This window comes from Streptomyces sp. NPDC059456, from assembly GCF_042750055.1.
In the GTDB taxonomy this organism is placed as follows: domain Bacteria; phylum Actinomycetota; class Actinomycetes; order Streptomycetales; family Streptomycetaceae; genus Streptomyces.
Genome location: NZ_JBHYVA010000204.1, coordinates 1 through 12374 on the forward strand (window position 1 = coordinate 1; position 12374 = coordinate 12374).

General features: G+C 73.0%; 14 protein-coding genes. 2 read left to right on the top strand and 12 right to left on the bottom strand.

From position 1 onward, the window contains the following. Positions 1-403: DUF1326 domain-containing protein (locus tag ACFXA3_RS19400; protein ID WP_385188274.1), on the bottom strand; the 403-nt coding region annotated here is incomplete at its 3' end. Between the two features lie 278 nt (positions 404-681). Further along, on the bottom strand, positions 682-1503 hold the full coding sequence (locus ACFXA3_RS19405; RefSeq protein WP_385188276.1) for a DUF2182 domain-containing protein: 822 nt from the start codon (positions 1501-1503) through the stop codon (positions 682-684). A 343-nt stretch (positions 1504-1846) separates the two neighbouring features. Here ACFXA3_RS19405 and ACFXA3_RS19410 point away from each other — a divergent pair, with 343 nt between their 5' ends. Next, positions 1847-2581 carry a DUF899 domain-containing protein gene (locus ACFXA3_RS19410; RefSeq protein WP_385188278.1) on the top strand — a complete coding sequence of 245 codons (735 nt, stop codon included), beginning with the start codon at positions 1847-1849 and terminating at the stop codon, positions 2579-2581. Positions 2582-2708: 127 nt separating this feature from the next. Here ACFXA3_RS19410 and ACFXA3_RS19415 read toward each other — a convergent pair whose 3' ends face one another. Next, positions 2709-3053 (bottom strand): GNAT family N-acetyltransferase, encoded by a 345-nt coding sequence (locus ACFXA3_RS19415; RefSeq protein WP_385188279.1) that lies wholly within the window; start codon positions 3051-3053, stop codon positions 2709-2711. Between the two features lie 25 nt (positions 3054-3078). Then, the gene (locus tag ACFXA3_RS19420; protein WP_385188281.1) at positions 3079-4014 is read right to left on the bottom strand and encodes a pirin family protein; all 936 of its coding nucleotides are present in this window, start codon (positions 4012-4014) and stop codon (positions 3079-3081) included. Between the two features lie 98 nt (positions 4015-4112). Between ACFXA3_RS19420 and ACFXA3_RS19425 the strand changes: the two genes are divergently transcribed. Beyond that, positions 4113-4613 carry a carboxymuconolactone decarboxylase family protein gene (locus ACFXA3_RS19425; protein ID WP_385188283.1) on the top strand — a complete coding sequence of 167 codons (501 nt, stop codon included), beginning with the start codon at positions 4113-4115 and terminating at the stop codon, positions 4611-4613. Positions 4614-4752: 139 nt separating this feature from the next. On the opposite strand, the gene ACFXA3_RS19430 is transcribed toward ACFXA3_RS19425, so the two are convergent. The 8 genes from ACFXA3_RS19430 to ACFXA3_RS19465 all read right to left on the bottom strand — a co-directional run. After that, positions 4753-5562, bottom strand: coding sequence for a class I SAM-dependent methyltransferase (locus ACFXA3_RS19430; protein WP_385188285.1), 810 nt, complete (start codon positions 5560-5562; stop codon positions 4753-4755). Between the two features lie 2 nt (positions 5563-5564). Next, positions 5565-6314, bottom strand: coding sequence for an ABC transporter permease (locus tag ACFXA3_RS19435; RefSeq protein WP_385188286.1), 750 nt, complete (start codon positions 6312-6314; stop codon positions 5565-5567). A gap of 1 nt (position 6315) precedes the next feature. Continuing rightward, the gene (locus ACFXA3_RS19440; protein ID WP_385188287.1) at positions 6316-7320 is read right to left on the bottom strand and encodes an ABC transporter ATP-binding protein; all 1005 of its coding nucleotides are present in this window, start codon (positions 7318-7320) and stop codon (positions 6316-6318) included. Next, positions 7317-8078: a type II CAAX prenyl endopeptidase Rce1 family protein gene (locus ACFXA3_RS19445; RefSeq protein ID WP_385188289.1), complete on the bottom strand. Its 762-nt coding sequence runs from the start codon at positions 8076-8078 to the stop codon at positions 7317-7319. Before ACFXA3_RS19445 ends, ACFXA3_RS19440 begins: the two co-directional genes overlap by 4 nt. Next, positions 8075-8806 carry a type II CAAX prenyl endopeptidase Rce1 family protein gene (locus ACFXA3_RS19450; protein ID WP_385188292.1) on the bottom strand — a complete coding sequence of 244 codons (732 nt, stop codon included), beginning with the start codon at positions 8804-8806 and terminating at the stop codon, positions 8075-8077. Before ACFXA3_RS19450 ends, ACFXA3_RS19445 begins: the two co-directional genes overlap by 4 nt. Beyond that, positions 8781-10145 (bottom strand): YcaO-like family protein, encoded by a 1365-nt coding sequence (locus ACFXA3_RS19455; RefSeq protein ID WP_385188294.1) that lies wholly within the window; start codon positions 10143-10145, stop codon positions 8781-8783. The genes ACFXA3_RS19450 and ACFXA3_RS19455 overlap by 26 nt, the downstream gene beginning before the upstream one ends. Further along, positions 10142-11230 (bottom strand): hypothetical protein, encoded by a 1089-nt coding sequence (locus ACFXA3_RS19460; protein ID WP_385188296.1) that lies wholly within the window; start codon positions 11228-11230, stop codon positions 10142-10144. The genes ACFXA3_RS19455 and ACFXA3_RS19460 overlap by 4 nt, the downstream gene beginning before the upstream one ends. Positions 11231-11233: 3 nt before the next feature. Next, a partial coding sequence (locus ACFXA3_RS19465; protein WP_385188298.1) for a SagB family peptide dehydrogenase occupies positions 11234-12374 on the bottom strand: 1141 nt, incomplete at its 5' end.

The window sequence follows — 12374 nt, forward strand, 5'->3', positions numbered from 1 at the left end:
CGACAGCGATTTCTTGGGGCGCGAAGTCCATGCCCCGCACCTCGTCGGGGGCCATCATGGTGAGCATCTGGGCGGGCCAGCTGCCGGCCTGTCCGCCGAAGATCATCTGGAGTGCTTCGCGCTGCGCGTCGTCGGCGCGCTCGTCGAGGAATACCGCCGCGTAGGTATCGCTGTGCTCGGCCCACACGTTGCCGACGAAGGAGCTCAGCATCAGGACGTTGAGGCCGTCCAGCCGTACCTCACCGTAGTTGCCGTCGCGTATGTGCCAGGCCAGGACCCCGTCGCATTCGCCGTAGGTGGGCAGCTGGGCGAACGAGCAGGGGCACGGGATGTTGCACCTGCACGTATCGAACCAGTCGCCGGCCGCGTGCCATCTCGGAACTGTCGCTGCCGTTTCGGACATCTCGTCGCCTCCTCGCGGCCCGTACGGACCGGGGCCACACTCGGCGAGTGCCGGCACAGGCGCTCGGTCGTACGAGTCACTGTCAATTCTGCCCCCGCCGCCACCCGGGCGACAGGCCTTACCGCCCGGCCGCCCGGCCGCGCACGCGCAGGCGGTCCGTACGCCAGTGGCGATGCGCGGCGATCCGTGCACCTTCCGTGAGCGTCGCCCCCGGCCGCATGGCACCGTTCGCCCGGTCTCGCCGACCGCGCCCGGGCCCGCGCCCCGGCTGTCCCGGCTCACCCGGTCATCCGGTCCATGGGGAGACCGGATGTGCCCAGGCCGGGCAGCAGCCAGTCCTGGAACGGAGCGAGCGCGGCCAGGACGAGGAAGACGAGGCCGACGGCCCAGGCCAGCCAGGGGCCCTGCCGCCAGAGCTTCTCCAGGAAGATCACGGCCGCCAGTCCGGCCATCGCAGCGATGTTCATGACCCCGAGCGGGATCAGGACGATCATCAGGCCCCAGCAGCATCCGACGCAGTAGAGCCCGTGGTGCGCGCCCACCCGCAGGTCCTTGGCCCAGGGCCGGAAGCGCGCGTACTGGACAAGCTGGAACATCGGGCTGCGGCAGTGCCGAAGGCAGACGCGCTTCAGCGGCCCGAACTGCTGAAGACCCGCGAGCAGGAACACGAAGGCGCCGATCCAGCGGCCCGCACCCGGATCGAGGTCGACGAGGTGGCCCGTCGCGGCGAGGGCGCCGTAGGCGAGCAGTCCGAAGGCGGTCCAGGCGAGGAGGTAGCCGCTGACGAACCAGGCGATCCGCAGGGCGCGGGCCGACCCCGCCGAAGAGCGGTTGATCCCGCGCACCCAGGTGATGGCCACCGGCGCGACGGACGGCAGCATCATCGCCGCCATCATGACCACCCACAGGAGCAGGAACAGGGGGAGGGTCAGGCCCATGGTGCCGGACTCCATCCCCATGTGGCGGGACTGGCCGATGGTGAGCACCCACGCCAGGGCGGCCAACAGCACCATCAGGAACCACGCGACCGCCAGTTCTCGCGCGGGCAGAAGGTATCCGGGCCGCGTCGGCGCCGGAGGGGCCAGGTGGAGGTGCGGCATGGAAGCCTCCCGAAGACGCGAGATGCCCCGGCGGCCCGATCCGCACCGATGGCGGCGGTGCACCGCGGACGGCCGGCACGGGTCTGGCGACACCTTCAGCAGATCACAGAACCGGAAGGCCCAAAACCCGGGAGCCCGGTCGGTCGCACGCGGCGTCGGCCGGGCCCCGCAGGCCGGGCCCCGCCGGGCGGACGTCGGCACCTCCGGCCCTCCGATGAGAATGCGAAGGTCCGCCGTCGCGCGCGTACGGTGGAGGTAGAGCCGGGCGGCCACGCCGTGCAGACGCTGCGGGCTCCCGCCCGTGCCGTGGGGTTTCTCCACTCCCGCACACGAGGAAAGAGCCATGCCCGAACATGAGGTCGGCACGCAGGAGGAATTCGACGCAGCCCGAGCGGAGCTGCTGGCGCAGGAGAAGGAACTGACGCGGCGCGGCGACGAACTCGCGCGGAAGCGGAGGGACCTTCCCTGGGTACGGGTCGAGAAGGACTACGGGTTCGAGACCGCGCGCGGGACCGAACCGCTCGCGGAACTCTTCGACGGGCGCTCCCAGCTGCTCGTCTACCACTTCATGTTCGGCCCGCCGTACGAGGCCGGATGCCCCGTCTGCTCCTCGATCGCGGACACCCTCGACCCCAACGCCGTCCACCTCAAGGCCCGCGACGTGACGCTGATCTGCTCCTCGCGGGCGCCGGTCGGGAAGCTGCTCGCCTACCGGGAGCGGATGGGCTGGAGCTTCGACTGGGTTTCCGCGGGCACCGGTGAGTTCCACCGCGACCTCGGGTTCGTGTACACGGAGGAGGAGCTGAGGCCGTTCCTCGAGGGCGAGATCCCGGGCACGGTGCGACAGCTGGCAGAGGCGTGCGGCACGGACGTACCCGGGTACGTCACCGAGGCACCCGGCCTGAGCTGCTACGCGCTGGCGGACGGCGCCGTGTACCGGACGTACGTCACCACCGCGCGCGGGCTGGAGCCGGCCATGGCCTACTACGGGCTCCTCGACCGCACGCCGATGGGCCGCCACGAGGAGGGCGAGGACACGCACTGGCTGCGCCGCCACGACGAGTACGAGAAGACCTGAGGGGCCGCCCGCACGGGGAACTGTGCGGGCACGCGACCGGCCCCCGTGGAGTGCCGTGAGCAGGGGCGGGGCAGGGCGTGGGCGGGCGCGCCCGCCCACACTCTCTGCGTGTTGATCCGCGAGGAACTCAGCGTCCCAGACGGGCGTCGAGCCAGGTGAGGACCTCGGGGGTCACCGGGTCGGTGATGTCGGCGAACTCCAGGTGCTTCGTGAGGTACTTGGCCACGTAGGGGCAGACGGGCACGATCCGCATCCCGGAGGCGCGGACGTCCGTGAGGGCCTGCTCGACGAGGATCGCGGCGAGGCCCCGGCCCGCGTACGCGTCGTCGATCTCGGTGTGGAAGAAGACCCGCTGGTCGTTGCGGTCGCGGTAGGCGGTCAGGCCGGCGCGCTCGTCGTCGACGAGGATCTCGTAGCGGTGCCGGGCGTCGACGCGCTGGACGACGGGGGCGGTGGCGGTCTGCTCGCTCATGGCGAAGGCCCTTTCGGTGCGGGATTCAGCGGTGGGAGGGGTTCTTGCGGGGTGTGATGACGGCATTGGGCAGGGCGGGAGCGGGAAGCCGGTCGCCCGGGTAGCCGTCGACGGTGCCGAAGCGCTCGGAGGCGCGCTCCCACTCCTCCCGTGCCAGGGCGATGTCCTGGTGGCTGCGGCCGATGAAGTTCCACCACATCACGATCTCCTCCTCGAAGGGAGGGCCGCCCAGGAGGACCGTCCGGGCCGGGCGGTCGGAGTCGTTGGCCAGGGTGAGGGCGGTGCGGCCGGGGGCGGCGTAGCCGAGTTCGGCGGGGCGCAGGGACGTTCCGTCGAGGCGGACGTCGCCCTCGTCGACGAGGAGTCCGTGTTCGAAGCCGGGGTCGACGTCGAGGGTGACCGTGGCACCGGCGTCGATGAGCACCTCGGCGCCGAGGAGGGGGGTGAAGGTGCGGACGGGGGAGGTGTCCCCGGCGAGGGTGCCCAGGAAGACCCGCAGTTGCGCGCCGTCGACGCGGAGCACTCCGGGTGCGTGGTGCTGGAAGTCGCGGGGCGCGTGGCGGTGCTCGCCGGGGAGGGCCACCCAGAGCTGGACGCCGTGCAGGACGGTGGTGGCGGGGGTGGAGACCTCCGTGTGGCTGATGCCGTGGCCGCCGGTCATGAGGTTGATCTCGCCCGGTCGTACGAGGGCGTGGGTGCCCAGGCTGTCGCGGTGCTCGATCTCCCCGCCGAACAGCCAGCTGACGGTCTGGAGCCCGGTGTGCGGGTGCGGGGCGACGTCCATGCCGCCGGAATCGGCGACCCGGTCGGGGCCGTAGTGGTCGGCGAAGCACCATGCCCCGATGAGCGTCCGGGCCCGCTGCGGCAGCGTACGTCGTACGGTCATCGCCCGCGGCCCGCCCAGCGGGACGTCCCGGGCGGTGAGGACGTCGACCTCGATCTCGGCCTCCGTGTGATCCATCTCAGGGCCCCTCCCGAACCAAAGTAGTTTCGCTTTCAACAATTATGGGTGATCATAGTCCCGAAGGCAACGCACGACAACAGGCGAAGGAGCCCAGGGTGATCGAGACGGCGCAGGCCACGGAAGCCCACCGGACCGAAGGCCGGATCCACCTCGACAAGCAGAACCCCGCCGCGTACCAGGCGCTCGTCAAGACCGCCGACGCCGTCCGCGCAACAGCCGCCGAGGCCGGCCTCGACCGGATCCTGGTCGAGCTGGTCAACCTCCGGGTGTCCCAGCTCAACGGCTGCGCCTTCTGCCTCGACGTCCACACCCGGGCCGCGCTGCGCGCCGGGGAGACCACGCGGCGCCTCGGCGTGCTCGCGGCCTGGCGCGACACCGAACTCTTCACCGCCCCCGAACGCGCGGCCCTCGCCCTCGCCGAGGCCACCACCCACCCCGCCGACGCACTCGCCCAGGAACGGGCGTACGCGCAGGCGCGCGAGGTCCTGGACGACGACCGGATATCCGCCGTGATCTGGGTGGCGATCACGATCAACGCCTTCAACCGCGTCTCGATCCTCAGCAAGCACCCGGTACGGGAGACCCCCGCCCACTGAACCACCGTCGGGCCGCCGCGCACGCGCTCCGTGGCACGGGACCCGAACGTGCCCGGCGCCGTATGCCACCCGCCGACCGGCTCGTCGATCCTGCTCCGAAAGGCCTGCGGCCGGCGCGGTGGCGCTGCCGGTCGTGCCGTCAGACGGCGGTCGTTCGCCTCAGTTGCAGGACACCGTCGGGCAGTTGGCGGGCCGTGCCGCCGGCCCGGGCGGGTGGCCGTGCCGTGGGCAGGAGTTCGAGGCGTTCGCAGCGCCAGCCGACGGACTCGAAGGCGTCGAGGCCGGAGAGTCCGTGCAGGGTCAGGGCCGTTCCGGCGGCGCGGGCGGCTGCGGTGAGGGTGCGCGCGGAGGCCGGGGACAGGACGTCGCAGATCCACGCGCTGCCGGCGCCGGCCGCCTCGCCCACCGAGGCCGCCAGGGCGCGGACCTGGCCCGCGGTGAGGTAGGTGAGCAGTCCCTCGGCCACGAGGAGGGTTCTGCGGCCCGCAGTGCGGGGCCGCAGGAGCCCGGCGAGGGCGGTGGGGTCGCGCAGGTCGCAGCGCAGTCGTTCCACCGGGACGCGCGCGGTCGCGGCGGGCAGCAGACGGTCCTTGAGGTCGAGGACGGGGGCACGGTCGATCTCGACCACCCGACACGAGCCGGGCCAGTCCAGGCGGTGGGTACGGGCGTCGAAGCCGGCGCCGAGGTTGACGCAGACGTCCCAGGGCTCGGCCGGGAGCAGCCCGGACAGCAGGCGGTCGATCACGAGGGTGCGGGCGATGACGACGGACGTTCCCGCGGTGTGCCGGGTGACGCGGACGAGGGATTCCGGGCAGCGGCGGGCGAAGCGCTCGGCATAGGGATCGCGCAGCGCGCCGTCCGGTTCGGCGGTCGCGCGGGCCCGGGCGAGCGCGGTGAGGTAGGCGGTGGCGGGGACCTGCTCGGCGATCGGCGGCTGGGCGGCCGGCACCGCTACTCCCACCGGAACAGCCGTGAGGCGGTCACCGTGCCCAGGACGACCACACCGGCGAGCACGCCCAGGTCGAGGGCGACGTCGGCCGCGCCGTCCAGCCAGGCGTGCTGGAGCAGTTCGACCGCGTAGGTCGCGGGCAGCGCGGAGCTGATGGTCTTCATGGCCTCCGGGAAGATCTGCAGGGGGATGGTCGCCCCCGACAGGAAGATCATGGGGAAGTAGACCAGGTTGGCGATGGCCACCGCCGCCCGCTCGGACCGTGCGACCGCGGCCACCACGCCCCCGAGCGCGTACATGGCGAGGGCGGAGAGCAGCAGGGCTCCGGCCGTCGCGGCGGCCGCCCCGGGGGAGGCCGGCAGGTGGAGGTCGAAGAACAGGTACCCGGCGGCGACCAGGAGCAGGGCGCCGAGCAGGCTCAGCGCGAGGTTGACCAGCCCCTGGGCGATGAGGAAGGCGGACGCGTCGACCGGCGTCGCGCGGAACCGCTTGAGGACCTTGCGGTCGCGGTACTCGGCGAGGCCGAGCGGAAAGCTCATCAGGCCGGTGACCGCGACCACCAGGACCAGGTAGGCGGGCACCGACATGTCGACGGTCCCGCGGCCGTCGAACTGCTCGGACGGCTCGTTGCCGTAGATCCCGCCGAACATGCAGAGCATCAGCACCGGGAAGGCGAGGGCGAAGAAGACCGGGGCGAAGTTCCGCCTCATCCGCCGCCATTCGAACCGTACGATCGGCCACAACGTCGACATCTCAGGCCTCTTCCTGCGCGGTGGTGGCGCCGACCAGCCGCAGATAGGCGTCCTCGAAGGTCGGGGTACGACGGCTGACCGCCGACGGCGGGAGCCCGGCGTGCGCCAGGAGGCGCACGATGCGGTCGTAGTCTGCGGGGTAGCTGCCGGCGAACTCCAAGCGGTCCGGCGCGCCGGGCAGCCGGGCCAGCCCGAGGCCGTCGAGCCGCTCCTCGATGCCGGCGGGGCGGCCGGTGGCCGGGTCCCCGAGTTCGACGGCGAAGGTGGACGGGCCCGCGTGCGCCTCGGTCAGCCGCGCCGGGGAGTCGAGCGCGACGAGCTCCCCGGACCGAAGCACGCCCACCCGGCTGCAGAGCGCCTCGACCTCGTCCATCGCGTGCGAGGTGAGCAGCACCGCGACGCCGCGGGCGGCGAGGTCGAGGACCGAGCGCCACGTCTCCCGGCGCTGGTGCGGGTCGAGGCCGGTGGTGAGTTCGTCGAGGACGACCAGCCGGACGTCGCCGATCTGGGCGAGGGCCAGGGCCAGCCGCTGCCGCATGCCGCCGGAGAGGTCGGCGATCTGGCTGCGGCGGCGGTCGGCCAGGCCGAAGGCTTCGAGCAGCGCGGCCGCGGAGCCGGGGGCCCGGTAGATCGCCTCGTACAGGTCGCACAGCTCACCGACCCGGGCCCGGCTGGGGAACTGTGACTCCTGGAGCTGCATGCCGAGCATCCGGGTGACCGCGTCGCGGTCGTGGCGGGGGTCGTGGCCGCAGACCGTGACCGTGCCGCTGCGGACCGGCCGCAGGCCTCCGACCGCCTCGACGACCGAGGTCTTGCCCGCCCCGTTCGGCCCGATGAGCCCGAACACCTCTCCGGGCAGGATCCGGAACGAGACGTCGCGGACGGCGGTGAACGTGCCGTAGGCGACGGTCAGACGGTCGGCGTGCACGACGGCGCCGTGCCCCGGTCCGGGCGCCGGGGCCGATGCGGCTGCCGTCGGGTCGGCGGACGGCTGGTCGGTGGTCACAGGCTGAGCCTCCCGGGGGTCGTGCGCACTCCCGGGGGCGGGGAGGCGCCGAGGTTGGTGTAGAAGCCGGCGAACGACATGTGCAGCACCAGGGCGGCCGGCACACCGCCGGTGGCGGTGGTCAGCAAGCCGCCGACCACGCCGAGGACGAGGCTTGAGGTGCCCAGTACGTACGCCTGGGTGCGGGTGGAGACCAAGGCGACCTGACCGGCGGCGAACAGGCAGGTGCTGAACGCCAGGGCGAAGGCGGGGCCGCTGCCCAGTGCCCCGAGCCCCAGCAGGACCACCCCGCGGAAGAGCACTTCCTCGAACAGTGCCGCGGCCGCCGGGACGATCCACCGGCAGTGCCGGGGCAGGGCGAGGATCGAGGCGATCCACTGGATGCGGGCGATCTCGCCCGGGACGTCCGCCCGCGGGTTCACCCGGTAGAGCAGCGATACGCACAGGATGGTGGCACTGGAGGTGCCGAGGACCGCCAGCAGCAGGACGAGCGCCGTCCCGGGCGCGGGGACGGCGAACACCTGGTGGAACGCGAGCGGCGTGGACGCCAGCAGCACCCCCAGCGCCAGGGTGCCCAGCACCAGGTACACGACGGTGCCGAACACCGCGAAGGCGGCTTCCGGGCGCAGTCCCGTCCGGCCGGCGAGCCACAGGGCCGTCCGCCGCCGGCGTGCCGGATCGTTGAACGGCAGCCGGTACAGGGCCAGCCAGACGGCGACCACGGTGGTGGTGAGCGCGGTGAAGGCGGGCACGCTCATCCGGCCACCCGCCGTCCACCGGCCGGCCGGGCGCCGCGCTCCTGACGGACGGCCAGGGCGAAGACCGCGGCGTTCTGGGCGACGTGCGCCGTCAGCGGGACCGCCAGGCTGCCCGAGACCACCATGAGCAGCCCGAAGACCGCCCCGGAGAGCGTCTTCTGCGCCACCGCGAGCCCGCCGAAGAACAGGTGTCCCACCGCATAGGCCACGGCGGCCACCGCGACCGCGACAGCCACCGGCAGGCGGAGCCGCGCGTGCAGGACCCCGATCCACAGGCCCCGGTACAGCAACTCCTCGGCGACCGCGGTGACCAGAACGGCGGCCGCGTAACCGCCGCCCACCCCGCCGCCCGCCGTGCCGCCGCCGCGGTGCACCGAGAGCCGTGGCCGTCCCGTCCCGTCCAGCAGCCGGGGCACCGCGCCGACCGCGAACTCCGCGCCGACCAGTGTCGCGCCGACCAGCGCCGCGGCCGGCAGCCACGGCGCGCCGGTCCGCCAGTCCGTCAGCGTGTCCGGGACGAAGCCGCCGCCGGCCGCGACGGCGAGGGCCACCGCGGTCACCAACAGGTAGGCGGCGGGGGCGCCCAGCAGCCCGCGGCGGGCGGCCCGCCCCCGGTCCGCGCCCGCCTTCGCCGCGGGCCCGAACGCCGTCGCGACACGGATCAGTTCGGCGGGCGCGACGGTGGCCGCCAGGACCAGCAGCTCAAGGGAGCGGGTGTGGGACCACATGGGTCACACCCCCGTGCTCTCGCATCCGGGGATGGCCCTTCGGCGGGAACCCGGGCAGGCACATGCTCAGCAGCTCCGGGACGACGACCCGCACCACCCGCCACGGGGTGTCGGCCAGCTCCGGCGGAGTGAAGTCCAGGTAGCCCGCGAACTCGCTGACGCCCGCGAGGTCCGCCAGCAGCCGGCGGATCGCCGCCGTGTCGTCGCCGGCGTAGCCCGCCAGCCCGGCGAACTCGATCCGTCCGTCCACGCGGCTCTCCACCGCGGACAGCTTGCGCTCGGCCTCCCCGGGTGCGGCGAACCACAGCACGTTGGTGTCCAGGTCGGTGTACGCCGAACCCGTCTGCGCGAAGTGCACGTTGGGCAGGTCGAAGACCGTGCTGAACATGCCGATCCCGAGGATCGCCGTCGCCTCCGCCGCGCCGCGCAGCAGCGCCCGCCGCGGGTCCGGGTCGGCCTGCAGCCCGAACGCGATGTAGGGCAGCTTCCCGTCCCGCCGCACCAGGGTCACCCCGATGTTCGGCAACGGCAGTTCCGGCCGGGTCAGCAGGCTCGCCCGTACCTCGTAGGGCCCGTCCGGGGCGAGCCCGGCCGCCGCGAGCAGCTCGCGGCCGTCCGCGTCCAGGTCGATCACCGGCGCTTTGGCCCCGGTGTACCAGTTGAGGACGAAGGCGTCGATCTGCACGGCTTCGACGAGCGCGCCGAGCAGCGCCTTGTCGAGTGAGACGTGGGCCGCGGTCCCGGTCGAGAAGGACGGGGTGAACAGCTTGTCGGCCGCGCCCGGGTCGCTGCGGAAACCGAGGAAGACCAGCTGCGCCGGCAGGTACACCTCCTCCCCGGGCCGGGTGAGCGACGGGCAGGCGATCCATGCGATCACGTCGTCCTCGGTCGGCAGCTCCGGCGCGTACCGGTGCATCATCCGGGCGAGCTGCCGCTGCTGCTCGGCGTCGAAGACGCCGAGGAGTTCCGGCGGCAGGCACCGGTGCCGCGAGGACAGCGAACGGTAGGAGGCGTACTCGATGCGGTCCGCGAACAGCGGCATCGCCATGATCGCCGCGTAGCGCTCCACCGCTTCGCCGGTGAGCCGGGTCACCGCCTCCTCGTTGGTCGAGCCGTAGCCGGCCAGGTGGTACTGCATCTGCATGTGCGGGTCGTCCAGCGCCAGCCGGTGGTACTGCGGCATCGCAGCCGTGGCCGAGCGCAGGTACGGCTCGCCCTCCACCGCGGCGACCGAGACCAGCATGCCGGGCAGGATCCCGCCCTGGTTGCCGCCGATCCGCCCGTACCGGGCGAGCGCGTCGCCCATCCCGGGGTGGCCCAGGATCGGGATGCCGCTCATCGGCCCCCTCCGAGCGCCTCGCGCACATGCCGGTCGACGATCACCCGGCTGCTGAAGTTGATCTCCCGTACGACGTCCCGCGCGACGTGGCCGCAGGCCGGACAGGTACCGATCCGCAGCACGTCCTGCGCCTGGATCTCGTACGTCGGCAGGTAGATGCTCAGCGCCCGGCCCAGGAAGCGCGAGGTGCCGAGCGAGCGCAGCAGCACCGCCTCGTTCACCAGGTGGGCGCAGATCAGCGACTCCACCCCGTTCGCCCGCCCCGTGCCGCCCGGCGCCGACGCCCCGGCCATGGCGTGGTAGCCGATGTGGTCCTCCAGCCGGGCCAGCGAGCGCTGCTCGAAACACTCCAGACAGCCGGTGCGCGGACTGTCCGCACCCACGATGGTCGCGAAGGGGCCGTCGACCAGACCGACCACCACCGGCTTCTCCAGCCGGCAGGCGAGGCGGTTGAGGCTGCGCAGCGCCAGGACCGAGGCCTGCCCGAGGTGGACGACCAGCGAGTCGCAGTGCTCCACGGTGGCGCTCAGCCGCTTCAGCGCGTCCGCCGCGGCCAGGCCGCCCATCCCGGAGGTCAGGTCGGCGCTGCGCAGACCGTCCAGGAAGTCCGCCGGCAGGAGCTCCAGCGTCAGGCCCAGGGCCTCGGCCTGGCCGGCCACGTACGCGGCGGCGCTGGGGGAGTCCGCCGCGAAGGCGACCGTCGCCTCGGCCGACCCGCCGGCGCCGTACAGGTCCAGATTGCCGAGCAGTGCCCGGGCCATGTCCCCGCCGCGCTCGGACGCGCGGTCGTGGGCGAGGAACCCGGCCTGCCGCAGCTCGGTGACCGCCAGCTGCAGATTGGCCCGCTCGACCGGCGTCAGACCGGCGGCGTCCGAGAACGTCCCGTCGGCCGTCTTGCCCGCCGCCAGCGTCTCGAACAGCCCGGTCATCGCGGCCCGGACCGCGGGCGACTCCGCCCGCAGGTCGACGTTCACCTCGGAGAAGTTCCAGATCCCCCAGCGCAGCCGGATGACCCCCGGTTCCACCGCGAGCAGCCGGACCGAGGTCGCCAGGACGATTCTTGAATCGGAGGGAGCAGGGGTCATGGCTCAGGCCTCTCCGTGTCCGAGGAGCGTCAGGTGGACGACGTGGCGCGACGTGCCGTCGCAGTCGAGGGTCCGTTCCAGCGCCTGCTTGTCGTACCCGCCCTGGTCGCAGCCGATCAGGCCCAGCGAGGTCCGGGCCAGGTGCACGTTCTGCGAGATCCCGCCGACCTCGATCAGTGCGAACACCAACCCGCTGTCCCCGTACTTCTGCGAGTTGACGTAGAGGTCGTAGACGTACACCAGGGCCACGGCGACCTTGTCGACCTCCACGTCCGCCGTCCGCAGTTGCCGGCCCCACTCGAACGGCTGCGGTGCCGGCCCGTACGGGAAGAGGGTGTGGCTGTGCGGCTGGTACGCGTACGCGCCCGGGGCCAGGCCCTTCACGTGCTGGACGAGCACCGCCAGCCGGACCGGGTACAACCCGCCGCCCGAGGGCGCGTTGCGCAACGCCACGGCGGCGTCGGCGTCCTGGGCCGTCGGCACGGGCAGACTGCCCGACACCCCTTGCGCGTGCCACAGCACCGTGGCCAGGTCCTCCAGCGACACCGGCTTCCCCGAGAAGCCCCGGCCGCTGCGCCGGGTGCCGACCGTGTCCGTCAGTCCGCTGCGCAGCCGCCGGTGCGGGGGCAGGTCGATCGCCCCGTCCACTCGTTCTTGCAGGTCGCCGTGCGCGCTGGAGAGGACGGCGTCGTGGCCGTAGAACCTCGACACCCCCATCTGCATCCCGAGATCGCGCCCGCTGCGACGGTGGTTGAGCAGCAACTCCTCACCCAGGAAGCCGTGCACGGCCGGACTCCAGCGGCCGCGTACCACCGACTCCGGCGCCCGTACCACCGTGGTCGCGCTGTACATCGACACGGAGGTGTGCTGCTGACCGAACGCCGCCACCGTCGCCAGGTGGCTGTTGCGGTCCAGGTGGTCGGAGACGGCTTCCTGCGAGTCCTTCAGTGACATCTCGGCCTTTCCTTCGACGGGACGTACGTCGGTGGTCGGGGCGTACGAGGGGCCGTGCGGGACGTCGACGTCGCGCGAGGACGCGTACGCCGACGACGTGCCGGAGGACGGTGTGCGGTGCGGTGCGGAAGCGGAACGTGGACGTGGGTGGGGGGCCGAGGACCGCGCGGGCCCCCGCCCCGGAACGCCC

Coding starts and splice junctions, on each gene's coding strand:
- ACFXA3_RS19405 (WP_385188276.1), bottom strand. CDS start 1,503: ATGCCGCACCTCCACCTGGCCCCTCCGGCGCCGACGCGGCCCGGATAC.
- ACFXA3_RS19410 (WP_385188278.1), top strand. CDS start 1,847: ATGCCCGAACATGAGGTCGGCACGCAGGAGGAATTCGACGCAGCCCGA.
- ACFXA3_RS19415 (WP_385188279.1), bottom strand. CDS start 3,053: ATGAGCGAGCAGACCGCCACCGCCCCCGTCGTCCAGCGCGTCGACGCC.
- ACFXA3_RS19420 (WP_385188281.1), bottom strand. CDS start 4,014: ATGGATCACACGGAGGCCGAGATCGAGGTCGACGTCCTCACCGCCCGG.
- ACFXA3_RS19435 (WP_385188286.1), bottom strand. CDS start 6,314: ATGTCGACGTTGTGGCCGATCGTACGGTTCGAATGGCGGCGGATGAGG.
- ACFXA3_RS19445 (WP_385188289.1), bottom strand. CDS start 8,078: ATGAGCGTGCCCGCCTTCACCGCGCTCACCACCACCGTGGTCGCCGTC.
- ACFXA3_RS19450 (WP_385188292.1), bottom strand. CDS start 8,806: ATGTGGTCCCACACCCGCTCCCTTGAGCTGCTGGTCCTGGCGGCCACC.
- ACFXA3_RS19455 (WP_385188294.1), bottom strand. CDS start 10,145: ATGAGCGGCATCCCGATCCTGGGCCACCCCGGGATGGGCGACGCGCTC.
- ACFXA3_RS19460 (WP_385188296.1), bottom strand. CDS start 11,230: ATGACCCCTGCTCCCTCCGATTCAAGAATCGTCCTGGCGACCTCGGTC.